Source organism: Peptostreptococcus stomatis DSM 17678 (assembly GCF_000147675.1).
GTDB lineage: Bacteria > Bacillota > Clostridia > Peptostreptococcales > Peptostreptococcaceae > Peptostreptococcus > Peptostreptococcus stomatis.
Map to the genome: position 1 here is coordinate 18,814 of NZ_ADGQ01000060.1, position 24,819 is coordinate 43,632.

Below are 24,819 nucleotides of genomic sequence, written 5' to 3' on the forward strand. Positions count from 1 at the left end.
TTTATGAAGATAGCTATGATTGAAGATGATAATACAATATCTTTTGCAGTTCAGACTTTTTTAAAACGGTATGACATGGAGACCGAAGTTTTTGGAAATTTGACTATGACGGAAAAAATAGATTTTAATGAATTTGACTTGATAATACTAGATGTGAATTTTCCAGATGGTTCAGGCTTTGACTACCTAAAATGGTTAAGAGAATTTTCGAATATACCTGTAATTATGCTTACAGTAAAAAATACAGATGAAAATATATTGAGGGGGTTTGAATTTGGTGCAGATGAATATATAACAAAGCCATTTTCTTTACCAATATTAAAGGCCAGAATAGACAATATATTTAGGAGGAAGAATACAAAAAGTAGAGATATAGTATTTGGTGATTTGAATTTGAATTTAAAGTCGATGACTGCATACTTGAGTGGTGATAATTTAGATCTTAGTAAACAGGAATTTTCAGTTTTGGAGATTCTTTTGGAAAACAGGGGGGCTAATGTTATCAGGAAGAGGATTATAGATTCAGTATGGGGTTATGATCTCTATGAGGTAAATGATAATACACTGACTGTGACTATTAAAAGACTGAGATACAAATTAGGAAACTATGGAAAGTATATAAAGACTGTTAGAGGGATAGGCTATATGTGGGAGGATAAAAATTATGAGGATTAAGAAAGTATATTTACTTATTGTCCTTTTGAACCTGGTTCTTTCATTAGCAGTATTTCATATAAGTCCCAGGTTAGATGTAATTACATTATTCTTGTTTATATTAGTTAATACACTTATATTTCTACTCCTAATTTTAAGTGAAAGACGTAGGAAAGCTCAACTTAACAAGGAGATTGATAGTATATTTACCTTATTACATTCTTTGGATATAGATACAGATGAGTATGAACTTGAAGATGATGAATTTGGCAAACTAATGGATGAAATTATAAAGGTGATTCTAGAAAATAAAATAATTGCAGACAAGGCAAAAGAAAATAAAGAAACCTTGAGAGAATACACAGAGGATATTGCCCACCAATTAAAGACACCCCTAACTGGAATTTTACTAATGCTTGACTTGATAGAGGATGATGAAGAAAACAAAAAAGAATATCTTGGACATATAAGGTCAAATACTAATAGACTACACCATCTGGTAGATATTTTATTAAAATTGGCTGCATTAGATTCAGGTACCATTAAGATGAAAAAGGATATAGTTAATATCAAAGATATGGTTGGAGAAATCGTTACAGAAATGGAAATACTCTTTGCAGACAGAGGGTCTACAACACCTATAATAGGGGAAAATTTCGACCTGGTATGTGATAGGAAGTGGACATATGAAGCTATTTATAATGTTGTGAAAAACGGGATAGAATCATCTCCAAAAGAGGGTGTAAGAATTATCTTGAAAGAAACTAATATATACAAGAGTATAATAGTAGAGGATTACAGTCAAGGGATATCAGATGAGGTTCTTAAAAAGATATACAAAAGATTTTACAAGGAAAATCAAAATTCTAAAGGCTACGGGATAGGTCTACCTATGGCAAAAACAATAGTAGAAAAGCAAAATGGAGAGCTTATCTACACGAGGGGAAAAACTTCTAACTATTTTGAATTCAGGTTTTATATTTAATCTTAAGAAAAAAGTTACGATCACTCCCTTTTTCATTTTTATTTGTCTAGTCACTTTCTAGTCATATAAGCGTGATATTCTAGGCTTAAAGAAGGGAGGGTTTTATATGAGTATTGTAAAAACTGTAAATTTGACAAAGACATATGATTCAGGAGTGGAGGTTAGAGCTCTTTCAGAGGTGAACTTTGAACTAGAAAAAGGGGCTTTAATAGCAATAATAGGTGATAGTGGTTCTGGGAAATCAACCTTACTACATTTATTAGCAGGTGTAGATAAACCTACTAGTGGGGAAATTTATATACAGGATATGGATATAACCAAACTAGGTAAGGAAGAGTTGACAATTTTTCGTAGGAGGAATATAGGTGTAATATATCAATTTTTTAACCTTATACCTAATATTAGTGTCAGAAAAAATATACTCTTGCCCTTACTTCTGGATAATAAAAGGGAAGACAAAAAGTATTTTGATGAGATTATAAGAACTTTAGGCATAGAAGAAAAACTTGATCGCTTTCCCAAACAGCTATCAGGAGGAGAACAACAGAGGGTGGCTATTGCAAGAAGTCTTATAACAAGGCCAGCAATTATTCTGGCGGATGAACCAACGGGAAACTTAGACAGAAAAAATTCTGAAGAGATAAGTTCCTTATTTAGACTTGTGAATAAGCGTTTTAAATCAACGATTATAATTATTACACATGATGAAAAAGTAGCCAATTCATGCGATAGGGTATATAAGATGGTTGACGGTAAGTTAAATAGGATTGAGGGGTGATCCTATGAAAATTACTAATGAACTCTTGAACTCTCAAATAAAAAATAATAAAAAAGACACGCTTGCGACTAGATTGTCAATATTTTTGGCCGTAGTTTTATTGGGTACGATTATATTTATTATTGGAACGATTAAAGCAGACCAATATGATTTGATACTTTCTACTGTTGGTGATTACAATGTTTCCTTTACACAGGTAGATAGAAATATGCTCAAGTCAATTATGGATAATGATGAAATAAAGAGGGTTTCCTTTGACAAATTAATTTCAACAGATTTGGATGCAACCATAATAGAAAAGGGGGTCTACTACAAGGATTTAGAAGGTTATGAAATTCTATCTGGAAAAAGGCCGGATTCAAGTGATGAGTTGATTGTACCAAGGCGTTTTTTACAAAAATACAAGAAGTATAAGCTAGGTTCAAAACTCAAAGTAAAGGGCAAAGAATATACTATTGTTGGAGAATATAATGACTACGCAAAAAGTTTTGAAGAAAGTGCCTTGATAGGTGTCCTGGATGAAAGCAATAAAGAGAACCTATTAAAAAATACAGATGGTATAGAGGCCTATGTCTGGTATAAGAAACCAAGAGATACCTATACGTTGACGAAAAAAATGTTTGATGAGTTTAAAATAAATTACGATAAAGCACTAGAAACAGGAAGATTGTACTTTAATAGAGATATCTTAGAATATAAGATGATTTATCCATCAGGATTGATTCCACCAAAACACGTGATTGCAGATATGATTGAGTCCTATGGTGCCTGTCTGGTGCTAGTATTATTATTTGCTGTAATGATATATGGGGCTTTTAATGTATGGAATAACAGGGATATAAAAGAATTAGCCCTACTAAAGAGCGTAGGCATGACGGAAAAACAAATTAAAAAGATGATAAGGATCAAGGCTATAAAGATTGGTTTAGTTCCAATTTTTGCTGGTACACTAGTTTCATATTTAACTGCAAATTTATTGCTTTATTTGATGTGGTTCAACAACTATATTAGCTATAAAAATATGTCGTCCATAATAGGTGAAGATATGAGGACAACAGAATTTCATATAATACACCCATCATTTTCAACGGTTTGTATAATATTGTTTTTTGCCTTCTTAACTGTCTATTTGTCTGCAATTGTTCCTGCTAGAAAAAGTGCCAGACTCAATGTGATTGAAGGACTAACGGAAATAACAGGGATGAAAATAAAATATGGTAAATCAAAAATATCTGGTAAGCTAGAAAAGACTTTGGCAAGGGACTATTTTAAGGCCTATGAGTCTACCTATAGGACTATTATTTTAGCTATATTATTGTCAGCAATGGTCATGACACTTGTTTTAGTATCTCAATCATATAGGACTATTGACGAAACTTATGGAAAGTATAAAAATCCATACAATTTCAAATCAAATATCTTAACTAATACTAATTTAAATAAGGGTTTATTAAAAGAAATATATGGACTAGAGGGGGTAGATGATCTACATATCTATTGGGATAAGAGTTTTAAATTTTATCTAGAAGACAATAAGGGTTTTGAATCAGATGACTTGAAAAAGGCCTTTGAAACAGGTGGCAAGGAAAAAGATAATTTGTATGTCAATATTATAGGCTTGCATGGTAAAGACTTTGATAAAGTTGTTTCTATGAACAAATTGGATAGGGGTTTGAATTACATCTTGTTAAATAGGACACCTGATAATAATAAAACACCATATTCATTTAGAAACTATATTAAGTTGACAAATAATGATGAAAAAGACCTTGTCCTTCGCTATAATATAGATGGAAAACCAATGTCTGTTCATGTAGATGGGTATATAGATAAATTCCCATTTGATCTTAAGGGGCAGGAAGCTAGGGGTATTTATCTATTTACCAGGATGGAAAATTTAGAAAGTTTTGTAGAAAAGTATGGACAAGATAGTGGGGATCCGACGAATAGCTATATCATAAAAATGAAAATAAAGAAAAATTTAGCGAGGGTGTCTGATTCTTGTGAAAAGATAATATCCTCATATATAGCTAAGAGTGATCACTCAACGACAAATGAGATACTAAATCAAGCTTCCAAGAGAGAACAGACAAGAAACGAGCATATGTTGAACTTGGGAATACAAATTATACTTGTCCTACTAGCCCTTTCTAATGCTTACAATAGTTTTCATGGCAACTTAAGGGCAAGAAAGAGAGAATTCCAATTACTATCAACTACTGGAATGACGGAAAAACAAATCAAAAAATTGATCTATGGTGAAATTAAGATACTGTTCAAATTTGCAACTGTATTTTATGTGCTGATGTTTGTATTAGCTGTATGTGCACGTTCCTATAGGAGTAACTATGATTTTGCCTTTGTATCAAAAGCGATACTACTCAATATAAACTATATCCCAATTATATTGGTTTTTTGTGTGATAGTAGCTGGTATTCTTATAGCTATCCGCAGTGGTATTAGGGATATCTTAGATGATGATCTCAACAACATGGTAAGAGGTTTTTAAAATTAAGGACCTAGCAGGTATTTATACATGCTAGGCCCAATTTTTTTATATAATTATTAATCTAGTTAGCAAGGCTATAGTTTGAATTTTCTAGTTTGAACTTGTCTTTAAGTCCCTTAGTAGTATAGACCTTCTTGTCATTTGTAATAAAGATGGCATCTACATCCTCAAGACCCTCTATAAACTTCATACCCTCCTCAAGGCCTAGCCCAAAGGTTGAAGTAGAAAGGGCGTCACCATCTATAGACTTTTTAGATATTATAGTTACACTACTTAGGTTATTTTCAAATGGGTAACCAGTAGCTGGGTTAATCATATGGTGGTAGACCTTGCCATCCTTTTCAATAAATCTTTCATAGATACCAGATGTAACTATAGACATATCTGTTAGCTGGACAGTTCCGAGGGGCTCAGTATTTGTCTTGGCTGGGTCCTGGATACCAACATTGAAGTCAGTCTTCTTGGCATTTTGCCCAAATACGTAGATATTTCCACCAAGGTTGATAATGGCATTTTTCACACCATTTTCCTTAAGGTAGTCTGCCAGCTTGTCAGCACAATAACCCTTGGCTATACCACCTAAGTCTATCTTCATGCCCTCTTTTTTAAGGAAGACTGACTTGTCCTTGTCATTTAAAACAATATCCTTGTGACTTACTAGTGGAAGTAATTTTTTAATTTCCTGGTCTGCTGGAACCCTCGCAGCATCATTACCTATATTCCAGATAGAAGATATGGCACCGACTGAAATATCGAATTTTCCCTTAGTCTTGTCTGAATACACAAGGGATTTTTTGATTACCGTGTAGGTATCATCTGAAACCTTGACAGGCTTGATACCAGCATTTTGATTGATCTTAGAAACTTCACTGCTAGCCATCTGGGAGCTCATCTTGTTATGGATGTCTAAGACTATCTTGTCAGAACCAGGAAGGACCTTGTCTGCCTTGGACTTTCTTGTATTAATAACATTGATTTGGTTTACCGTATCTAGATAGTAGTTAGTAGTAGAGAAAGTACCTACCTTATCTATTACTGTAAAATAAAATATAAGACCAATAATAAAGAGAATTATTATTGATGCAAGTATCTTAAGATTTGATTTTTTCATTTTTACCTCCATTTATGTTATAATCAATATAGCACAATATGTATTATAACATATTTTAAAGTATATGAATAGAATTAGGAGAAGAAATGAAGAAGAGAGATATTATCCTTTTTGCAATAGTAGGCATATTAATTGTCCAAGGGGTTCTAATAAATAAATATTTAAATTCAGGCCAGGGGGCCAGGGTAGAGGTCTATGTAGAAAATAAACTCTACAATACCTACCCACTAGACAAGGACCAAAAGATAGATATAAAGGAAAAAAACGGGAGGATAAACAAGATACATATCCACGACAAGGGGGTTGAAATGACAAAGGCCAACTGCCCGGACAAGGTATGTATCCATACTGGCTTTATCAATAAGCCTGGACAGAGTATAGTCTGCCTGCCCCACAAGATAAATATAAAGATAGTCAGTGATGATGATAGCCAGGCAGACAAGGACGTAATTGTAAAATAAGAAAAGTATATAAACCTATAAATTTTATGGGTAGAGGGAAGATAATAGGAATAGAATAAGCAGTTTTTAGCTTATAGGAGTTAAATTAGAAACCAGGAGGATCTTATGGTAAATATAGGCAATGACTGGGACCAGGTCTTAGTTGATGAATTTAAAAAAGAATATTACTTAAAGCTAAGGGAATTTTTAAAGTCAGAATATAGGAGTCAGCAGGTTTTTCCTGATATGTACGATATATTTAATGCCTTAAAATATACATCTTACAAGGGTACAAAGGTCTTGATATTGGGCCAGGACCCCTACCACGATGATGGACAGGCTCATGGTCTGGCCTTTTCTGTAAAACCGGGTATAAAGACACCTCCATCCCTCTTGAATATGTACAAGGAACTGAGAGAGGAACTGGGGCTCTATATACCAAACAATGGCTACCTGGTACCATGGGCCAAACAGGGAGTCCTCCTACTCAATACGGCCTTGACTGTAAGGGCCCACCAGGCAAATTCACACAAGGGTATGGGTTGGGAGACCTTCACAGATAATGTAATTTCCTATCTGAACAAAAGGGAAGAACCTGTAATATTTGTCCTATGGGGGTCAAATGCCAGGTCCAAAAAGAAGTTGATAGATGTGGATAGGCACTATATATTAGAGGCACCCCATCCAAGTCCACTCTCAGCACATAGGGGCTTCTTCGGATGTGGCCACTTTGCCAGGGTAAACCAAATACTGGAATCTATGGGACAAGAGCCTATAGATTGGCAGATAGAAAATATTTAGTAGGTGCGGGTATATGAAATTTTCAGCGTCATTTAGTGGTGGTAAAGATTCCACCCTAGCAATAAAGAGGATGTTGGACCAGGGCAACGACTTAGTTGCCCTAATTGTTTCTACAAAAAAGGGTGAAGACATGTCCTGGACCCATAACCTGGCTAGTAAATATTTTGAAGATATTGGCCAGATACTTGATTGTAAGGTCCTGTTTACAGAGGCAGACCTAAAAGACTATGAGGACCTTTTTGAAGGGGCTCTAAAGGCCAGCAAGGAACTAGGGGCTCAAGCCTGTGTCTTTGGTGATATAGATATTCAAGACCACCTAGACTGGAATAGGACCAGGTGCAAGGAGGCTGGTATAACCTGTATACATCCCTTGGAGGGCGAGAGCAGGGAGGCTGTCCTAGAGGAGTTTTTAAATACTGGTCTTGAGGCAAGGATAGTCAAGGTCAATAAAACTTTCCTGGATGAATCCCTAGAGGGTAGAATCTTGGATAAAGACCTGGTAGAAGAACTTAAATCTAATAAGTCTATAGACCCCTGTGGTGAAAACGGTGAATACCACACCAGGATAGAGGTTTGGTCTGTAGAAAAATATCTAAAAAAAATTGCAAAATCTACTTGATTTTTATAAAAAGCTATGGTAAACTAAGGTTACTTGATACTGATTATCGTATCAAAATTAAAGATTTAATCAATCTTTAGCTTCCATATCAACACATATAAATTGTTTAATAAAAATAGGCTGGGCACAGCCTATTTTTATTTCTCTTAAACTTATAATCAAAATACAACAATTTATAATCAAAGTACAAAAAAAGATTCATAGCTTTCTGATAAAATAGAGTTTGCAAACACATCTAAAAAATCAGAAGGAGCTATGAATCATTATAATTGTTATATATAAGGTATATTATTAGCACTTAAGCAGTATTAATAATACTTAAGCAGTGTCTTAACGGAAGTTTCCATTTAGGGTATTGTAAGAAATCCAACCACCGTCAATCTTACACCAGATCCTGCTTGCAGATTCTACATAAGTATCATATACATATACTTCCTCACCCTTGTATAAGACTCTGACAGAAGAAGATGACTTGCTAGGACCACTCCTTATGTTGGCTTCACCGGCTGTTACATACTGGTAGCTATTTCTTATAGAATTAGCAGTAGCATTTGCGGCACTTAGGTTAGATGAAGGCTGGCTTGTTACTTCCCTGGTTATAACCTGTTTTACTTCAGCATCAGTCTTGCCAGATACTTTCTTGTAAAGGTCGCTGGCTGACTTGTCATCAGGAACCAGTCCTAGATATTCAGACAGTAGGGAAGAGGCAGAAGCAGTATTACCAGAATCTATAAAAGCACTGGCCTTCTTTACAACATCAGACTTTAGTGAGTTAATCCTGTCATTAGCCTTCTTGTAGTTGTCCTTATCTTCTGCAGGGATTTGCTTGTATAGGGCTATTGCCTTTACATATTCATCCTGTTGTTCCAGGTTCTTGGCTTCATCCATATTAGTCTTGGTTTCAGCCATTATATCCATCTGGTTTTTCTTGGACTTGTATTCCACATCACCAGTCTTCGCATAGAGGTCAGAATAAATTTTTGCTGCCTCTTCATAGTCCTTGATCTCTACAAAGTTTTCAGCTTTTTTATTTAGGGAAGATATTTCCATCTTACCCTTGGCAAAGATGCCACCAATCACGATTAAGGCCAAAATAACCAAACCACCTACTATAAAGATAAGCTTCTTTTTCTTATCTAGACCTTCATTTGCATCGTAATCAAAATCATTTGTAAATTTTTCTCTAGACAATGTATAATTCCTCCAATTCATAAAATAATAAGTTCAAAACTTTGATATAATAATTTTGATGTTAATATAATTATACCAAGTAAGGAAAACTATTTCAATTTAAATTATATTGGAAAGTGTAAAATTTATGGGTTTAGGAAAACTTGTCTATAGGAGGCTTTATAAGGGAAGTGGGACTGTAAAAATAAGATCTTTTATAGAAGGAGGAAGACAGCAAATAAGACCTTTTATAGACGCAAAAAAGACTATACATACTAGATGCATAGTCTTTTAGTTAGCTTACACTAAGTTTTTACAAATTCTTCTTAACAAGTTCGTTTATTTTTCTGCCGTCCGCACGTCCAGCAGTCTTAGGCTTGATAGTGGCCATAATCTTGCCCATATCCTTCATTGATGTAGCACCAACTTCAGCTATAGTCTCGATTACGATTTTTTCAAGTTCTTCTTCGCTTAATTGTTGAGGTAGGTATCCTTCTAAAACTTGTATTTCAGACTTTGTTTCTTCAATCAAATCATCCCTGTTAGCCTTCTCAAATTCAGCAAGTGAATCTTTTCTTTGCTTAAGCTGCTTTGAAATGATATCTATGATAGCATCGTCAGCCAGCTCAACACGGTTATCAACTTCATGCTGCTTGATTGCAGCCCTGATAAGTGTAACAACAGATTTCCTGATTGTATCCTTGTTTTTCATAGAAGACTTTAGGTCTTCCTGCAGTTTTTCTTTAAGGGACATTCCCTTTCACCTCTTTTTAATTAACTATCTTTTAGCGTTTTTTCTTCTAGCAGCTTCTGCCTTTTTCTTACGCTTAACACTAGGCTTGTCATAGTGTTCTCTTTTTCTAACTTCTGACATTATGCCAGACATAGCACACTGTCTCTTGAATCTTCTAAGTGCACTATCTAATGATTCGTTTTCTCTTACTCTAACTTCTGACATCTGTTTCACCTCCCTACAATCCAGCGATTTGTTAACCTAATTTGATTAGTTTAACACCATAATATTATAAGATAAATTAGGGCTTTTAGCAAGTCTTTTTGTAAAATATATAGAAATATGTGTAAATATCTAAAAAAGTCTAATATTGCTCAAAAATTATTTATGAATTTAAAAAAGTGTGGTATAATTAATAAATGGATAATATCCAATATTTTTTTACATATTGTGGGATGGAAAATGATATATAGGGACTAAAAAAGTCCATTATGTGTTTTAAATTATAAAATAATGGTATTTTGAAAATAGGTATTATAAAAGGTATTAGATTATAGATAGATATTTTATTATGGTAAATTTATGGTAAGTAAAACGGTAAAGAAAAAACAGGAGGTAATGTATGAAGGCTATTGGTATTTTAACTAGTGGAGGAGACGCTCCAGGTATGAACGCAGCCATCAGGGCTGTAGTAAGAACAGCCATATATTATGGCTACAAGGTTTACGGAATCGAAAGAGGTTACGCAGGTCTTTTAGAAAAGGACTTTAGGGAAATGGATCTTTCCTCAGTAGGTGATATCATCCAGAAGGGTGGTACAGTTTTGAAGTCATCAAGGTGTGACGAATTCAGGACAGAAGAAGGCAGGGCCAAGGCAGTCGAAATATTAGAAGAATTTGGAGTTGGAAGCCTAGTGGTAATAGGTGGAGACGGATCTTTTACGGGTGCCAACAAGCTGAGTCAATTAGGCGTACACACTATTGGTATACCAGGAACAATAGACAACGACCTTGCCTATACTGATTACACAATAGGATTTGATACAGCAACTAACACAGTTATAGATGCTATAGGTAAGCTAAGAGATACATCATCATCACATGACAGGGTGAATATAATAGAAGTAATGGGTAGACGTTGTGGAGACCTGGCCCTATTCGCTGGTATAGCTGGTGGTGCAGAATCTATCATAGTACCTGAAATGGATACAAAGACAGAAGACATAGTTAAGAAGCTAAAGACAACTCAAAAGAGGGGTAAGAAGCACAGTATCATAGTACTGGCAGAAGGGGCTGAAAATATAGAAGGTGGAGCCCTAGGCCTAAGATCTGCCCTTACAATAGAAGACAAGGCAGATGTTAGAATTACAGTACTTGGTCATGTTCAGAGAGGTGGATCACCATCAGCCTTTGACAGGATCCTGGCCAGCAGGTTGGGCAACAAGGCAGTTGAACTACTAATAGAAGGTAAGTCTGGCAGGGTTGTAGGCATAAAGGATAACAAGGTAATTGACATGGATATAGATGAAGCTCTTTCAATGAAGAAGACTTTTGATGATGATCTATATGAAATGGCAAAGATACTGTCAATATAGGCTTGAGTATCTAATTGACATAAAGACTGAGCTGGTAACTTGGTCTATAATTTATAATTTGGCAGGTAAAAAACCAGCCGTATAAGGTTATAGGAGTGATTAAGATTATGGTAAGATGTAAAAAGACAAAAATTGTATGCACAATGGGACCTTCAACTGATTCAGACCAGGTTCTAAAGGAATTAATAGAAAATGGCCTAAATGTTTGTAGGTTCAACTTCTCACATGGTTCACATGAAGAACACAAGGAGAGAATGGACAGGACAAAGAGGGTCAGAGAAGAATTAGACCAGCCAGTGGCAATCCTTCTAGACACTAAGGGGCCTGAAATCAGAACTGGTGAATTTGAAGAACCAGTAGTTCTTGAAGAAGGTGCAAAATTCGTAGTAAGTATGGACGACTGTATGGGTAATAGCCAGAGATGTAGCGTATCATACAAGGGTATGATAGACGACGTAAAGGTAGGAGATACAATCCTGATAGATGACGGCCTAGTAGCCCTAAGAATTAAAGAAATCAAGGGTAATGACATACATACAGTAGTAGAAAACTCAGGTAAGGTATCATCAAGAAAGGGTGTAAACCTACCAGGTGTAGCTATTAACCTACCAGCAATCACAGAAAAGGATATAGAAGATATCAAGTTTGGTATAGAACAGGGCATAGACTTTATAGCAGCATCATTTGTTAGGAAGGCTTCTGACGTACTTGAAATCAGAAAGGTACTAGAAGAAAACAATGCTCCTGATATCCATATCATATCAAAGATAGAAAGCCAGGAGGGTGTTGACAATATAGACTCAATCATCCAGGTATCAGACGGTATAATGGTAGCTAGAGGGGACATGGGTGTTGAAATTCCAAGTGAAGAAGTACCTATCGTCCAGAAGATGATCATCAGAAAGTGTAATGAGGTAGCCAAGCCGGTAATCACTGCTACTCAGATGCTGGACTCAATGATCAGAAACCCTAGACCAACAAGGGCAGAGGTAACAGACGTAGCCAATGCTATCTATGATGGAACTGATGCTATAATGCTTTCAGGAGAAACAGCTGCAGGTAAGTATCCGGTAGAGGCTGTAAAGACAATGAACAGGATAGCCTTGAGGACAGAAGAAACTTTGGACTACAAGGTTAGATATAGTATGGACATAGAAGAGATAACTGTAACAGATGCTATCAGTCATGCAACTTGTACAACTGCTATGGACCTATGTGCTAAGGCAATCATAACTTGTACATCATCAGGTTATACAACTAGGATGGTATCAAAGTTCAGGCCAAAGTCTCCGATTATAGCTGCAACTCAGAATGAAAGAGTTAGGAGAAAATTATCCCTATTATGGGGTACATACCCTCTAATTTCTAAGTTTGCAGAAAGTACAGACGAAGTGATGGACGAATCAGTAGAAGTAGCTAAGAATACAGGTATAGTAAATGCTGGTGATATAGTTGTAATAACAGCCGGTGTTCCAGTAGGCAAGACAGGTAAGACTAACCTGGTTAAGGTAGCTGTAATAAGTGAATTCCTGGGTAGGGGTGTTGGTATTGGTAAGGTTTGTGTAGAAGGACCTGCCAAGGTAATCATGCCAGGAGAAGACAAGGAATTTAATGAAGGTGATGTGCTAGTTACACTAGGAACTGACAGGGACATGCTAAAGTACATGGAAAAGGCGTCTGCTGTAGTAACTGAAACTGGTGGTATGACTTCACATGCTGCCATAGCAGGAATCAACCTGGGTATACCAGTAATAGTATCCGTTGTAGATATCACAAAGAAGATAAAAGATGGAGAAATGATAAAGGTAGAACCAGCCAGTGGTGCAGTTAGTAGAGAACAGTAGTTTTAACTAAATAAAAGAGATAGATTAGGTCGTATATCCAGGTTTGTATGAAATTGGGTCTACGGCCTATTTTTTGACCTTATAAAGGGGACTATGTGGTATAATAGGGTGTAGCATATAATTATTTTATAAGAATGATTAGACCCAGCTTAAGCAAATATTTGCTAAGCTAATTTATAGATATATTTTAAGAAAAAAGTGAAAAGTCTTTAGAAGGTTTGGAAAAAGATATATCAGTGTTGAGAAGGATGAAAGATGTTAGAAAAAGGTAAAAAATACGAATGCAAGATAGTAGATATAGGACAAAATGGCGTAGGCATAGGCAAGCATGAGGGCTTTACCGTCTTTGTAGATGGGGCACTCTTGGGTGAGGTCGTTGACGTCAAGATAAAGAAATCCAAGAAAAAATATGCAGAGGGCCTAGTATCAAAGATAAAGGAAAGGTCACCATACAGGGTAGATAGGGCCTGTAACCCTAAATACACAAACTGTGGTGGATGTCAAATCCAAGAACTAGACTACCAAAAACAGTTGGACCTAAAGACCAATATAGTCAAGGAAGACCTTAAGAGGATAGGTGGCCTAGAAAATGTCCAAGTCTTTGATACAATAGGTATGGAAAAACCCTTTAGGTATAGGAACAAGGCCCAATTTCCAGTCCAGATGGAGGATGGCAAGCTAAAGATAGGTTTTTATAGGAAGAAGAGCCACGATATTATTGATATAGACAAGTGCCTTATCCAGGATGAGAAAAATGACCTTATCATAGATATTATAAGGAAGTACATAGAAGAAGAAAATATCAGCATATACGATGAAAAAAGCCACAAGGGATTACTTAGGCATATAGTAACCAAGGTAGGCTTTACAAGTGGCCAGGTAATGGTAGTCCTAGTAGCTACAGAGGATAGGTTCAAGAACCTAGACAGGCTTATAGAAAGCCTAAAGGACCAGGTTGAAGGTTTTACCAGCCTGGTGGTAAATATAAACAAGGACAAGACCAATGTAATCCTGGGACTAAAGAATATAAACAAGTATGGAAATGGCAAGATAGTAGACAATATAGGAGACCTAAAGTTTGAAATATCGCCACTGTCGTTCTTCCAGGTCAACCCAATCCAGACAGATGTCCTTTACAACAAAGCCCTTGAATATGCAGACCTAAAAGAGGGGGACAGGGTCTTTGATATCTATTGTGGAATAGGGACTATATCCCTATTCCTAGCCCAAAAGGCAGAATTTGTCTATGGGGTAGAAATAGTTGAAGATGCAATCAAGGATGCCAGACTAAACGCAAAGCTAAACGGTATGGACAACCTAGAGTTCTTTGTAGGCAAGGCAGAAGAGGTAGTCCCTGAAATCTACAAGGAGGGCAAGAAGGCCAATGTAGTCGTGGTAGACCCACCTAGGAAGGGTTGTGACGAAAGGGTCCTGGATACCATAGTTGAGATGGAACCTGACAGGGTGGTATATGTGAGTTGCAATCCTAGTACCCTGGCCAGGGACCTGAGGTATTTGGAGGATAGGGGCTATAGGTGTGAGAAGGTCCAGCCTGTAGACTTGTTCCCTCATAGTGTTCATGTGGAGACGGTAGCGTTATTGTCCAAACTTGATGTCGATAAACATATAGATGTTGAAATTAAGCTTGATGAGCTTGATTTGACAAGTGCTGAAAGTAAAGCGACTTATGCACAAATCAAGAAATATATATTGGAAAAGTTTGATTTAAAGGTTTCGACACTCTATATTGCACAGATTAAAAAGAAATGTGGAATTGTACTGAGGGAGCATTATAATAAATCAAAAAAAGAGAAACAGGTTATTCCACAATGCACACCGGAAAAAGAGGAAGCTATCATGGATGCGTTAAGGCATTTTAAGATGATTTAATAGAAATGGAGGGTATTTATGAGATGGATATTAAAAATAATCTTATTTCCAATTAGATTGCTGTTAAGTATCCTCACTGCATTTCTGACATTCCTGCTCGGCATAGGAACAACTATTCTATATTTCTTGATGCTGATGTGTATCGTTGCTGCAATAGGATCATTTATACAAAAAGATATATCACTTGGAATTGAGGCGTTGGTATTAGGATTTTTGTTAAGTCCATATGGAATACCCATGGTCGGAGCAACCGTTATAGCCTTTTTTAAAGGTATAAACGAAGTAATAAAATCAATTTGAAAAATTTCATAAAAATGGTTACCAAAGACGATAGAGAAAAAACTATCGTCTTTTTCTTTGTAAAATTTTAAGGAAAGGAGGTGAAGCGATGGACTTTGACTATTTCTATAACAGAGAAGCGGAACGATTTAATTTCTTAAAAGTTCCGGAGATATTGGTTGATGGAGAAGAATTTAAGGGATTATCTGCCGAAGCAATTATCCTTTATTCCATGCTTTTGAAACGAGCAGGAATGTCCTTTAAGAATAACTGGATAGACAAAGATGGCAGGGTATTTATCTATTTTACTGTTGAAGAAATTATGAGAAGAAGAAATATCTCAAAGCCGACAGCTATAAAAACATTAGATGAACTCGATATGAAAAAAGGAATCGGACTGATTGAAAGAGTAAGGCTTGGGCTTGGTAAGCCGAATGTCATATATGTCAAAGATTTCATGAGTGTATTTCAGGTAAAAGAAAATGACTTTCAGAAGTTAAAAAACTTTACTTCAGAAGTAAAAGATGTTGACCTCAGAAGTAAAGAAAATGAACTTCAAGAGGTTAAAAATGTTGACCGTAACTATATAGAGAATAATAAGAGTAAGTATAGTAAGAGAGAATATAGTTTTGGTGTAAACGGACTTGGAACATTTCAAAATGTATTTTTAGCTGCTGAAGATATATCCGATTTACAAATTATAATGAACTCACAGCTTGATAATTACATTGAAAGACTATCAGCATATATCAAAAGCACCGGAAAGACCTATAAAAACCATAAAGCGACAATCCTTTCTTGGTTTTATAAAGATCAGGGAAGAAGTAAAAAAGTGAAAACATCAAATATCCCGACATGGGAAGAATATGATAAAGGAGAACACCTATGATGAAAGAATTAGAAAAAGTAATGATAGAAGATGTAGAGTATTCTTACGATCCTGAAAAAGAATATATCAAGGATGGACACGCATTTTGTAAAGTTTGTCACGAAAGAAAAGACGGAAAAGGGATGGAGTTCTTTGATAACAAGATGATATTTAAGATTTCTTGCAAATGCGATAGAGATAGAGAGGCAAGAGAAAAAGAAAGACAAAAGCAGATGGAGATTGAACAATTAAAGAGTAGCTGCTTCAACTCGATTATTCAGTGGTCATACACATTTGAAAATTATCAGGGAGAAGAAAATCAAAGCCTTATCATTGCAAAGAACTTTGTAAAAGACTATGAGGAAATAAAAAAAGAAAATATCGGACTTCTTTTTTATGGCTCAGTAGGTAGCGGAAAGACCTATCTTGCCTGCTCCATTGCAAATAGCCTTATTGAACAGTATCAAATAGGCGTTAAAATAAGAAATTTTGCACAGATTATCAATGAGCTGCAAAAGGGAGGATTTGATTTTGACAAGAACGCATATATTGAATCCCTTGTAAATACTTCCGTTCTTATCTTGGATGACTTAGGAATAGAAAGAGATACAAGCTATGCCAAAGAGCAAGTATATAACATCGTGAATAACAGGTACTTAAAACAGAAACCGACTATCTTTACCACTAACCTTTCCTACGACACAATCCAAAATTGTAAGGATAGCGTAGAGTATCAAAGAATCTACTCAAGAATCATAGAGATGTGTATTCCTGTTATGGTTGTAGGAGAAGATTTTAGAAAGGTTATTCAAAAGGACAAACTGAATCGGAATAAGGACAGACTTCTGAATGGAGGTGAGAGAAGTTGATCAATGAAGAAATAGCAAGAAAAACGCTGAATATGGAAGTTAGAGCTGCTAAAGTAACAGGAAAGCTAATTCTGAACTTGTTAAAGAAATTGATGAAAGAAGCAGAAAAACTTGGAGGACTTGAAAAGCTGGTTAATGCTAACGGAAATGAAGTAAAGCTAAAAGATATGGTTAAAAAGGGACAGCTTGAAGAAATTCCGGTTGAAGAAGCAGAGCTGAAAGAACTGAAAAAAGAGCTAAATAGATACGGTGTTAAGTTTTCGGTGATGAAAGATAAGGAAACAGGTAAATTCTCAGTATTTTTCCAAGCCAAAGATATGAAAGTAATGGACAAAGCATTTAAGCACGCTCTTTCCGAATCAGAAAAGAAAACGGAAAGAAAAGAATCTATCCATAAGAATATTGAGAAGTTCAAGGAGATGGCTAAAAAACTCTGTTTCCAAAGATAGAATCAAGAATAAACAAAAGGAGCGGAGCCTATGATAGATAAAATATTAAAGGACATCAAAGGCTTATTTAAGGTGCAAGATAAGGTAAAGTTTCTAAAGCAGAACATTCCCTATCTTGCATTTTTCTATTTAGGAAACATCTTTTCCCATCATGTAAGAAGCTATGTTGGAGGAGATGTGATAGATAAAATATTTCAGGGGATATTGGAGCTTAATACGATGAGCTTTCTTCCAAGCCTTCATCCTACGGATATTATAATGGGCGTGGTAGTAGCTGTTTTAATCAAAATTATTGTATATACCAAAGGGAAAAATGCTAAAAAGTTTAGACAGGGGAAAGAGTATGGTTCAGCAAGATGGGGAATGAAAAAAGATATAGAGCCATACATGGATGAAAAGTTTCAAAACAATATCCTACTTACGCAAACAGAACGATTAACCATGAATGGCAGACCGGCTAATCCTAAATATGCTCGTAACAAAAATGTGCTTGTAATCGGTGGATCAGGAAGTGGAAAGACGAGATTTTATGTAAAACCGAATCTTATGCAGATGCACTCGTCATATTGTGTAACCGATCCTAAAGGAACGATAGTCCTTGAGTGCGGTAAGATGCTTGAAGATAACGGATATGAGATAAAAATCCTAAATACCATTAACTTCAAAAAGTCTATGAAATACAATCCCTTTGCTTATCTTAGAAGTGAAAAGGACATACTCAAATTAGTACAGACAATCATTGCAAACACCAAGGGAGAGGGAGAAAAAGCAGGTGAAGATTTTTGGGTCAAAGCTGAAAAGCTCTACTATACAGCCCTTATTGGCTACATCTTCTATGAAGCTCCAAGAGAAGAAAAGAACTTCGCTACTCTCCTTGATATGATAGACGCTTCAGAAGTAAGAGAAGATGATGAAACCTATATGAATCCGATTGATAGATTATTTGAAGCATTGGAAAAGAAAGAGCCTACGCACTTTGCAGTCAAGCAATATAAAAAGTACAAATTGGCTGCCGGAAAAACGGCTAAGTCTATTCTTATTTCTTGTGGTGCAAGACTTGCTCCCTTTGATATTAGGGAACTTAGGGACTTGATGAGTGAAGATGAACTTGAGCTTGATACACTCGGAGATAGAAAAACTGCACTCTTTGTTATTATCTCTGATACAGATGATACCTTTAACTTTGTAGTTTCCATTATGTACTCACAGCTATTCAATCTACTTTGCGATAAGGCAGATGATGAATACGGTGGAAGATTACCTATTCATGTAAGGTGTCTTTTAGACGAATTTGCGAACATCGGCTTAATTCCTAAGTTTGAAAAGCTGATTGCAACAATCAGAAGTAGAGAGATTTCAGCAAGTATCATTTTACAAGCCCAATCACAGTTAAAGGCAATATATAAGGATAACGCTGATACAATCGTAGGTAACTGTGATAGTACCTTGTTTCTTGGTGGCAAGGAGAAAACCACGTTAAAAGAATTGTCTGAAACACTGGGAAAAGAAACTATCGACCTGTATAACACATCGGAAACAAGGTCAAATCAAAAGTCTTTCGGACTTAATTATCAAAAGACAGGTAAGGAACTGATGAGCCAAGATGAGATTACTGTAATGGACGGTGGTAAATGTATTTTTCAGCTTAGAGGTGTAAGACCTTTTCTTTCAGATAAATTCGACATCACAAAGCATAAGAACTATAAGTTCTTAGAAGATTATGACAAGAAGAATGTGTTTGATATTGAAGAATATATAAAGAGAAAAGGCAAGGTTAAGCTTAATAGAAATACGGTAATTACAAGATTGTAAGATTTACTGTTATAACTATATGGTCGAGGGTATATTTGATATAATAGAGCTAGATAAATTTGAATTTGTGGAGGTTTTCTATGAAGTATGAAGAAATTAAATTAAATATTTCAAATGATAAAATTAGCAATTACAAAGTATTTAAAGGGATGAAGCTGTATTCTGAAATATTTAAATCCGAAGATGAAAAGAAGTTAATAAATAAAAGAGTATTTGTAACTCCAAAAGGAAACTATGTTTATTATGAAAGGACAGATATAAATTGGAACTATTGGTCAGATAAAACAAGATATGATTCGAGTTTTGAATTAAGTGATATAAAACATAATATAGTATTTGAAGTATCAACAGAATTGACTAAGTTTACAAAATATTTAGGAGAAGAAGTAGTCAAAAAAATTATGTTTAAAGAAAAAAATGGAGAAATAGTAGAAGTACTGGATATTTAGTACATCTTGAACTCCCTATTTATTAGATTAAGTAAATTTGGAATTTTGGAGGTATCCGTTTATGAAATGGTATAATTATACGGCTAAACAAGAAAAAAGAAATTTTCAAAAAGTAATTGCTGTATGAATAGTAGGTGCAATTTTAATTCTACTTATTCGTATAGTTTTTCATACTATTTTGTAAGTAAAATATAAATCCCAGTTTGTTGAACTGAAAAATTGAATACTAAATGCGTAAGACGATAGAAAAGAAAAAAATCTATCGTCTTTTTTCATACCTATTTTCAATTTATATTGCGATCAATAAATAGGGGAAACTCGCTAATTAGCGAACTAGTATTTCAAGTACCTTTCACTAATATATACACGACAAAATGCTAATTCACTTAAATATGTTAAAGACAATAAAGGAGATAAGATGATAAGGATCAGAAGTCCCACTAAGAAAAAACTAAATAGTAAGAGTATCAGCGATTGGAAAAGAAATACTCCAGTCGCTTTTTTATTGAATTGAAAAGGAGAAATTTAAAAAGATGAAACAAGAAATGATTAACATCAACGCCAACTTAGTGGCGGAACCTACTTTCTCAAACTTTGAAAAAGACGGAGAAACGGTAGAAGTTGTAAACTTCACGCTTGTAAAAAAGTACGGAAAGGGAAAGGAGTACATCAACTGTGCAGCCTATGGAGAAAAAGCTGAGAAAGCAAAGGACTTTGAAAAAGGCGATTTAATTCATATCTTTGGTTACTTTAAGAAGCGTGAAAAAGAGGGAAAGACTTACAAAAACTTTGTAGTGAAGTCATATAACAAGATTGAAAAGAAAGAAGAAAACGAGGAGGAATAACTTATGGCATTTTTTACACAGGCAGTTAATGTATTAAAGATTTTGGTTATGGCAGTAGGTGCAGGACTTGGAGCATGGGGCGTCATCAATCTTATGGAAGGATATGGTAATGACAATCCCGGAGCAAAATCGCAAGGAATAAAGCAGCTGATGGCAGGTGGAGGTATCGTTCTTATAGGACTTAAGCTCATTCCACTACTTGCGGGTGTACTCAATTAAGAAGAAAAGGAGAGCTTAGATGTTTGGAATATTCGACAAGATAGAAGAATTCTTTAAGGAACTTCTACTGGGCGGTATCCAAGCAAACTTAGAGTCCATGTTTCTTGACATCAACGATAAAGTTGGTGCGGTTGCAACAGATGTAGGTAAAACGCCTATGGGGTGGAACGGAGATGTATTTGCCTTTATCAAAAGCATTAACGATTCCGTTATCATTCCAATAGCGGGACTAATCATCACAGCAGTTCTTTGTATCGAGCTTATCAATATGGTAATGCAAAAGAACAATATGCACGATACAGATACCTTTGAATTTTTCAAGTACATCATCAAGATGTGGATTGCTGTATGGTTAGTATCCCATGCCTTTGAGTTTTCAATGGCAGTTTTTGATGTGGCACAGCACATGGTAAATAAGGCGGCAGGGGTGATAAATACCTCTGCCACCGTTTCCGGAGATCAGATAGTGGCAATGATGGATACCCTAAAAGAAAAGGGACTTGGAGAACTTGTTATGATTCTCTTTGAAACCTCACTCATCAAGGTTGCTATACAGGTAATATCCGTTGTGATTATGCTTGTAGTTTACGGAAGAATGTTTGAGATTTATGTTTACTCATCGGTTTCAGCTATTCCTTTTGCCACAATGGGAAACAAGGAGTGGGGACAGATTGGTACAAACTACATCAAAGGACTATTTGCACTTGGACTACAAGGACTCTTTTTAATGGTTTGTCTTGGAATATACGCAGTTTTAGTTAAGACGATTAAGATAACAGATATACACACAAGTACCATGACGATACTTGGCTATGCGGTTTTGCTGGGGTTAATGATGCTAAAGAGCGGAACACTGGCCAAAAGCGTATTAAATGCACACTAAAAGAAAGGAAAGATAGTATGGATAAAAGAAAAACAATATTTACAGCAGTAGTAATTGGAGCAGGTATTATGGCGATAATTGATAGAATCAGGCTTCATAATAAGGTGGAAGAATTGGAAGAAAGAACAGATGACATCGGTCGCTGCCATAATGATTTTTGCTTAATGCAGGAAAGATATAACAAAAGTACGAATGAACAGATAGAGAGTATTCAGGAAGAAATCGGCTCTGTATATGAACACTTTGAGGAGCTGTCAAAGGGTAAAGAAGATGGGAGGTAAGATATGGCATATGTACCAATCCCTAAAGACTTAAATAGGGTAAAGACAAAGGTTGCTTTTAACCTAACGAAAAGGCAGCTCATAGGCTTCACACTTGCAGGACTGGTTGGAATACCAGTCTATTTATTTATGAGGAAGTTTGTGCCAAATGACATAGCTGTCATATTCCTTATCGTATCCACGCTTCCTATCTTTTTCATCACACTATTTGAAAAGGACGGACTGACCTTTGAGAAATATTTTAAGCACATCTACTTTCATAAGTTTTATCAACCGCAAAAGAGAGTGAGAAAGGAGGTTTACCTTGAACAAGAAAAGAAAAATTCAGCAAATAAAACTCATGCAAAACGAAAAGGCATTGAGAAGTCAAAAGCGGGACTTAAAGAAAAGTAATTGCAAGTCAAAAAAAGATAAGGGAGGAATCCTTGACCTTATCTTTAAGAAAGAACCGAAAAGATATACGGTAGAAGATACCATTCCCTATCTAAGGCTTTTAAAAAGCGGAATATGCCAGCTTGATGAAAGGCACTTCAGTAAAAGTATAGCCTTTCAGGACATTAACTATCAGCTTGCCTTAGATGAAGATAGGGACTTGATTTTTAATCAGTTTGCAAACTTTCTAAATTCCTTTGATCCGAGCATCAGCATTGAGTTTTCATATATCAATCAGCTCGGACGAAACGAAGAAATGAAGTCGGCAATTCAGATACCGGATAAAAAGGACGGTTTTGACGATATACGCTTTGAATTTAGAGAGATGCTTAAAAGCCAGATTGTAAAGGGAAATAACGGACTTAAAAAATCAAAGTATGTAACCTTTACAGTGGAAGCGGATAATTTAGAGCAGGCAACATCAAAACTTGAAAGACTGGAGATAGATATATTATCTAATCTAAAGAGCATGGGTGTGAGAGCAGAAAGCCTAAACGGAGAAGAAAGGCTAAAGATACTTCATGATGTTTTAAATCCAAATAAAACATTTGAATTTTCCTACAAAGACCTAAAGAAAAGAGAAAGCACAAAGACATATATTGTGCCTGATGAGTTTAACTTTACACCGAGTAGATACTTTAAGTTCGGCAAATTCATCGGAGCAACAAGTCATTTTCAAATCCTTGCCAGTGAGCTTTCAGATAGGATGTTATCCGAGTTTTTGGATATTGACGATAACATCAATATTTCCTTTCATATTAGGGCAATCGACCAATCGGAAGCCATTAAGATGGTAAAACGAAAAAACACTGATATTGATAAGATGAGGATTGAGGAAAATAAGAAGGCGGTAAGAAGCGGTTATGATATGGACATTCTTCCATCGGACTTAATTACCTATGGTGAGGATGTAAAGAGCCTCTTAAAAGACTTGCAGACAAGAGATGAGCGAATGTTTGTAGTAAGTATCGTCTTTATGAATTTTGCAAGGACAGTGCAAAAGCTTGATAACACGATTGCTCAAATAAGCTCTATTGCAAATAAGCATAACTGTAAGCTGAAAAGACTTGACCATTCTCAGGAACAAGGTTTAGTGAGCATGCTGCCTCTTGGTGTAAATAAGATTGAGATAGATAGAGGATTGACAAGCTCATCAACGGCAGTATTTATGCCATTTACCACAGAGGAGCTTTTTATCAATTCAAGCAATAGTCTTTACTACGGACTAAATGCCCTAAGCCATAACCTGATTATGGCAGATAGAAAGAAATTAAAGAACCCAAACGGTCTAATCCTCGGAACTCCGGGCAGTGGTAAATCCTTTAGTGCCAAAAGAGAAATGGCAAATGCTATTTTAGTAACGGATGATGATGTGATTATCTGCGATCCGGAAGGAGAGTATGGAAACCTCGTAAGGCAGTTTAAGGGAGAAGTCATTAAGGTCAGCAGTAAGTCAAAAGATTATCTGAATCCCCTTGATATAAACATGAACTACGGTGATGGGGATGCACCGCTGAAAGATAAGGCAAACTTTATCATGAGTATGCTTGAGCTTGTAGTAGGTGGCAGTGGTCTTACAGCAGAAGAAAAGTCCGTTATAGATAGGTGCCTTCCTAAAATCTATGAAAAGTATTTTGAACATCCTACTCCTGACAATATGCCGATACTTCAAGACCTATACGATATGTTAAAAGGGCAGGAAGAAAAGGTCGGTAAGAAGCTGGCAACAGAGATGGAAATCTATGTATCGGGTTCTCTTAATGTCTTTAATCACAGGTCAAATGTGGATTTAAATAAGAAGCTCCTTTGTTTTGATATTAAGGAGCTTGGAAGTCAATTAAAGAAAATCGGTATGCTTGTTATTCAGGATCAGGTGTGGAATAAGGTGTCACAAAACAGAGGAAACAAGGCTACAAGGTACTATATCGACGAGTTTCATTTGCTTTTAAAAGATGAGCAGACAGCATCCTATTCCGTAGAGATTTGGAAAAGATTTCGTAAATGGGGAGGTATCCCGACAGGTATCACGCAAAATGTCAAAGACCTACTTATGAGTAAGGAGATAGAAAATATCTTTGATAATACGGACTTTGTCTTAATGCTAAATCAGGCTTCGGGAGATAGAGAAATCTTAGCAAGGAAACTTAAAATCTCACTTCCACAGCTCAGATATGTTACTAATTCAAATGAAGGTGAGGGACTACTTTTCTTTGGAAATACCATTGTGCCTTTCCTTGATAAGTTTCCGAAAGATACAATTTTATATCAGAAGATGACTACCAAGCCGGAAGAAGTGAGGTAGCCT

The 24,819-nt window shown here is 35.7% G+C and carries 24 protein-coding genes and 2 pseudogenes; 22 read left to right on the top strand and 4 right to left on the bottom strand.

The genetic code is table 11. The features are described from left to right. Positions 1-3 precede the first annotated feature (3 nt). The 4 genes from HMPREF0634_RS06000 (at position 4) to HMPREF0634_RS06015 (ending at position 4,926) form a co-directional block, all read left to right on the top strand. On the top strand, positions 4-675 hold the full coding sequence (locus HMPREF0634_RS06000; protein ID WP_007790125.1) for a response regulator transcription factor: 672 nt from the start codon (positions 4-6) through the stop codon (positions 673-675). Next, complete coding sequence (locus HMPREF0634_RS06005; RefSeq protein WP_007789984.1) at positions 665-1,639, top strand: sensor histidine kinase; 975 nt, start codon at positions 665-667, stop codon at positions 1,637-1,639. The genes HMPREF0634_RS06000 and HMPREF0634_RS06005 overlap by 11 nt, the downstream gene beginning before the upstream one ends. A 106-nt stretch (positions 1,640-1,745) precedes the next feature. Further along, a complete protein-coding gene (locus HMPREF0634_RS06010) occupies positions 1,746-2,417 on the top strand; it encodes an ABC transporter ATP-binding protein (protein WP_007789992.1) in 672 nt (223 codons plus the stop codon). 4 nt (positions 2,418-2,421) lie between these two features. Beyond that, on the top strand, positions 2,422-4,926 hold the full coding sequence (locus tag HMPREF0634_RS06015; protein ID WP_007790197.1) for an ABC transporter permease: 2,505 nt from the start codon (positions 2,422-2,424) through the stop codon (positions 4,924-4,926). A 61-nt stretch (positions 4,927-4,987) separates the two neighbouring features. Here HMPREF0634_RS06015 and HMPREF0634_RS06020 read toward each other — a convergent pair whose 3' ends face one another. Beyond that, a complete protein-coding gene (locus HMPREF0634_RS06020; RefSeq protein ID WP_007790081.1) occupies positions 4,988-6,037 on the bottom strand; it encodes an FAD:protein FMN transferase in 1,050 nt (349 codons plus the stop codon). An 86-nt stretch (positions 6,038-6,123) separates the two neighbouring features. Between HMPREF0634_RS06020 and HMPREF0634_RS06025 the strand changes: the two genes are divergently transcribed. The 3 genes from HMPREF0634_RS06025 (at position 6,124) to HMPREF0634_RS06035 (ending at position 7,897) form a co-directional block, all read left to right on the top strand. Next, positions 6,124-6,498 carry a NusG domain II-containing protein gene (locus tag HMPREF0634_RS06025; RefSeq protein WP_007789925.1) on the top strand — a complete coding sequence of 125 codons (375 nt, stop codon included), beginning with the start codon at positions 6,124-6,126 and terminating at the stop codon, positions 6,496-6,498. A 105-nt stretch (positions 6,499-6,603) separates the two neighbouring features. Next, entirely contained in the window at positions 6,604-7,278 is a 675-nt protein-coding gene (locus HMPREF0634_RS06030) for a uracil-DNA glycosylase (protein ID WP_007790198.1), read from the top strand. A gap of 13 nt (positions 7,279-7,291) precedes the next feature. Next, a complete protein-coding gene (locus HMPREF0634_RS06035; RefSeq protein WP_007790095.1) occupies positions 7,292-7,897 on the top strand; it encodes a Dph6-related ATP pyrophosphatase in 606 nt (201 codons plus the stop codon). Positions 7,898-8,227: 330 nt separating this feature from the next. Here the strand turns inward: HMPREF0634_RS06035 and HMPREF0634_RS06040 are convergent, their stop codons facing one another. The 3 genes from HMPREF0634_RS06040 to rpsU form a co-directional block, all read right to left on the bottom strand. Further along, the gene (locus tag HMPREF0634_RS06040) at positions 8,228-9,088 is read right to left on the bottom strand and encodes an SH3 domain-containing protein (protein ID WP_007790074.1); all 861 of its coding nucleotides are present in this window, start codon (positions 9,086-9,088) and stop codon (positions 8,228-8,230) included. Between the two features lie 292 nt (positions 9,089-9,380). Further along, positions 9,381-9,821 (bottom strand): GatB/YqeY domain-containing protein, encoded by a 441-nt coding sequence (locus HMPREF0634_RS06045; RefSeq protein WP_007790175.1) that lies wholly within the window; start codon positions 9,819-9,821, stop codon positions 9,381-9,383. Between the two features lie 24 nt (positions 9,822-9,845). Continuing rightward, positions 9,846-10,025 carry a 30S ribosomal protein S21 gene (gene rpsU / locus HMPREF0634_RS06050; protein ID WP_002844447.1) on the bottom strand — a complete coding sequence of 60 codons (180 nt, stop codon included), beginning with the start codon at positions 10,023-10,025 and terminating at the stop codon, positions 9,846-9,848. A gap of 397 nt (positions 10,026-10,422) precedes the next feature. Here rpsU and pfkA point away from each other — a divergent pair, with 397 nt between their 5' ends. From pfkA to HMPREF0634_RS06125, 15 genes and pseudogenes are all read left to right on the top strand, one after another. Beyond that, complete coding sequence (pfkA, locus tag HMPREF0634_RS06055; protein WP_007790199.1) at positions 10,423-11,394, top strand: 6-phosphofructokinase; 972 nt, start codon at positions 10,423-10,425, stop codon at positions 11,392-11,394. Positions 11,395-11,501: 107 nt separating this feature from the next. Beyond that, a complete protein-coding gene (gene pyk, locus HMPREF0634_RS06060) occupies positions 11,502-13,238 on the top strand; it encodes a pyruvate kinase (RefSeq protein WP_007790113.1) in 1,737 nt (578 codons plus the stop codon). Positions 13,239-13,493: 255 nt separating this feature from the next. Further along, a pseudogene (gene rlmD / locus HMPREF0634_RS06065) lies at positions 13,494-14,849 on the top strand (23S rRNA (uracil(1939)-C(5))-methyltransferase RlmD); the annotation flags it as partial. Between the two features lie 297 nt (positions 14,850-15,146). Further along, positions 15,147-15,428 carry a CD1845 family protein gene (locus HMPREF0634_RS06070; RefSeq protein ID WP_040565829.1) on the top strand — a complete coding sequence of 94 codons (282 nt, stop codon included), beginning with the start codon at positions 15,147-15,149 and terminating at the stop codon, positions 15,426-15,428. 88 nt (positions 15,429-15,516) lie between these two features. Beyond that, positions 15,517-16,296: a replication initiator protein A gene (locus tag HMPREF0634_RS06075; RefSeq protein WP_007790101.1), complete on the top strand. Its 780-nt coding sequence runs from the start codon at positions 15,517-15,519 to the stop codon at positions 16,294-16,296. Then, positions 16,293-17,144: an ATP-binding protein gene (locus HMPREF0634_RS06080; RefSeq protein ID WP_007789980.1), complete on the top strand. Its 852-nt coding sequence runs from the start codon at positions 16,293-16,295 to the stop codon at positions 17,142-17,144. Before HMPREF0634_RS06075 ends, HMPREF0634_RS06080 begins: the two co-directional genes overlap by 4 nt. After that, positions 17,141-17,627 (top strand): annotated as a pseudogene (locus HMPREF0634_RS06085) (PcfB family protein). Before HMPREF0634_RS06080 ends, HMPREF0634_RS06085 begins: the two are co-directional and overlap by 4 nt. Further along, the gene (locus HMPREF0634_RS06090; protein ID WP_007790046.1) at positions 17,624-19,405 is read left to right on the top strand and encodes a VirD4-like conjugal transfer protein, CD1115 family; all 1,782 of its coding nucleotides are present in this window, start codon (positions 17,624-17,626) and stop codon (positions 19,403-19,405) included. The pseudogene HMPREF0634_RS06085 and the gene HMPREF0634_RS06090 overlap by 4 nt, the downstream one beginning before the upstream one ends. 80 nt (positions 19,406-19,485) lie before the next feature. After that, positions 19,486-19,854, top strand: coding sequence for an EXLDI protein (locus tag HMPREF0634_RS06095; protein ID WP_003042548.1), 369 nt, complete (start codon positions 19,486-19,488; stop codon positions 19,852-19,854). Positions 19,855-20,387: 533 nt separating this feature from the next. Further along, positions 20,388-20,699 carry a hypothetical protein gene (locus HMPREF0634_RS06100; protein WP_007790044.1) on the top strand — a complete coding sequence of 104 codons (312 nt, stop codon included), beginning with the start codon at positions 20,388-20,390 and terminating at the stop codon, positions 20,697-20,699. Positions 20,700-20,702: 3 nt separating this feature from the next. Then, on the top strand, positions 20,703-20,918 hold the full coding sequence (locus HMPREF0634_RS06105; protein ID WP_003042805.1) for a Maff2 family mobile element protein: 216 nt from the start codon (positions 20,703-20,705) through the stop codon (positions 20,916-20,918). Between the two features lie 19 nt (positions 20,919-20,937). Beyond that, positions 20,938-21,801: a VirB6/TrbL-like conjugal transfer protein, CD1112 family gene (locus tag HMPREF0634_RS06110; protein ID WP_000466908.1), complete on the top strand. Its 864-nt coding sequence runs from the start codon at positions 20,938-20,940 to the stop codon at positions 21,799-21,801. A gap of 17 nt (positions 21,802-21,818) precedes the next feature. Continuing rightward, the gene (locus HMPREF0634_RS06115; protein WP_007790048.1) at positions 21,819-22,082 is read left to right on the top strand and encodes a hypothetical protein; all 264 of its coding nucleotides are present in this window, start codon (positions 21,819-21,821) and stop codon (positions 22,080-22,082) included. 3 nt (positions 22,083-22,085) lie between these two features. Beyond that, positions 22,086-22,475, top strand: coding sequence for a PrgI family protein (locus HMPREF0634_RS06120; RefSeq protein ID WP_040565830.1), 390 nt, complete (start codon positions 22,086-22,088; stop codon positions 22,473-22,475). Then, positions 22,387-24,816: a VirB4-like conjugal transfer ATPase, CD1110 family gene (locus HMPREF0634_RS06125; protein WP_007789938.1), complete on the top strand. Its 2,430-nt coding sequence runs from the start codon at positions 22,387-22,389 to the stop codon at positions 24,814-24,816. The genes HMPREF0634_RS06120 and HMPREF0634_RS06125 overlap by 89 nt, the downstream gene beginning before the upstream one ends. Positions 24,817-24,819: the final 3 nt, after the last annotated feature.

Excerpts from the sequence above, each read along its gene's own strand:
- HMPREF0634_RS06000 (WP_007790125.1), top strand. The coding sequence starts at position 4 with ATGAAGATAGCTATGATTGAAGATGATAATACAATATCTTTTGCAGTT.
- HMPREF0634_RS06005 (WP_007789984.1), top strand. The coding sequence starts at position 665 with ATGAGGATTAAGAAAGTATATTTACTTATTGTCCTTTTGAACCTGGTT.
- HMPREF0634_RS06010 (WP_007789992.1), top strand. The coding sequence starts at position 1,746 with ATGAGTATTGTAAAAACTGTAAATTTGACAAAGACATATGATTCAGGA.
- HMPREF0634_RS06015 (WP_007790197.1), top strand. The coding sequence starts at position 2,422 with ATGAAAATTACTAATGAACTCTTGAACTCTCAAATAAAAAATAATAAA.
- HMPREF0634_RS06020 (WP_007790081.1), bottom strand. The coding sequence starts at position 6,037 with ATGAAAAAATCAAATCTTAAGATACTTGCATCAATAATAATTCTCTTT.
- HMPREF0634_RS06025 (WP_007789925.1), top strand. The coding sequence starts at position 6,124 with ATGAAGAAGAGAGATATTATCCTTTTTGCAATAGTAGGCATATTAATT.
- HMPREF0634_RS06030 (WP_007790198.1), top strand. The coding sequence starts at position 6,604 with ATGGTAAATATAGGCAATGACTGGGACCAGGTCTTAGTTGATGAATTT.
- HMPREF0634_RS06035 (WP_007790095.1), top strand. The coding sequence starts at position 7,292 with ATGAAATTTTCAGCGTCATTTAGTGGTGGTAAAGATTCCACCCTAGCA.
- HMPREF0634_RS06045 (WP_007790175.1), bottom strand. The coding sequence starts at position 9,821 with ATGTCCCTTAAAGAAAAACTGCAGGAAGACCTAAAGTCTTCTATGAAA.
- rpsU (WP_002844447.1), bottom strand. The coding sequence starts at position 10,025 with ATGTCAGAAGTTAGAGTAAGAGAAAACGAATCATTAGATAGTGCACTT.
- pfkA (WP_007790199.1), top strand. The coding sequence starts at position 10,423 with ATGAAGGCTATTGGTATTTTAACTAGTGGAGGAGACGCTCCAGGTATG.
- pyk (WP_007790113.1), top strand. The coding sequence starts at position 11,502 with ATGGTAAGATGTAAAAAGACAAAAATTGTATGCACAATGGGACCTTCA.
- HMPREF0634_RS06070 (WP_040565829.1), top strand. The coding sequence starts at position 15,147 with ATGAGATGGATATTAAAAATAATCTTATTTCCAATTAGATTGCTGTTA.
- HMPREF0634_RS06075 (WP_007790101.1), top strand. The coding sequence starts at position 15,517 with ATGGACTTTGACTATTTCTATAACAGAGAAGCGGAACGATTTAATTTC.
- HMPREF0634_RS06080 (WP_007789980.1), top strand. The coding sequence starts at position 16,293 with ATGATGAAAGAATTAGAAAAAGTAATGATAGAAGATGTAGAGTATTCT.
- HMPREF0634_RS06090 (WP_007790046.1), top strand. The coding sequence starts at position 17,624 with ATGATAGATAAAATATTAAAGGACATCAAAGGCTTATTTAAGGTGCAA.
- HMPREF0634_RS06095 (WP_003042548.1), top strand. The coding sequence starts at position 19,486 with ATGAAGTATGAAGAAATTAAATTAAATATTTCAAATGATAAAATTAGC.
- HMPREF0634_RS06100 (WP_007790044.1), top strand. The coding sequence starts at position 20,388 with ATGAAACAAGAAATGATTAACATCAACGCCAACTTAGTGGCGGAACCT.
- HMPREF0634_RS06105 (WP_003042805.1), top strand. The coding sequence starts at position 20,703 with ATGGCATTTTTTACACAGGCAGTTAATGTATTAAAGATTTTGGTTATG.
- HMPREF0634_RS06110 (WP_000466908.1), top strand. The coding sequence starts at position 20,938 with ATGTTTGGAATATTCGACAAGATAGAAGAATTCTTTAAGGAACTTCTA.
- HMPREF0634_RS06115 (WP_007790048.1), top strand. The coding sequence starts at position 21,819 with ATGGATAAAAGAAAAACAATATTTACAGCAGTAGTAATTGGAGCAGGT.
- HMPREF0634_RS06120 (WP_040565830.1), top strand. The coding sequence starts at position 22,086 with ATGGCATATGTACCAATCCCTAAAGACTTAAATAGGGTAAAGACAAAG.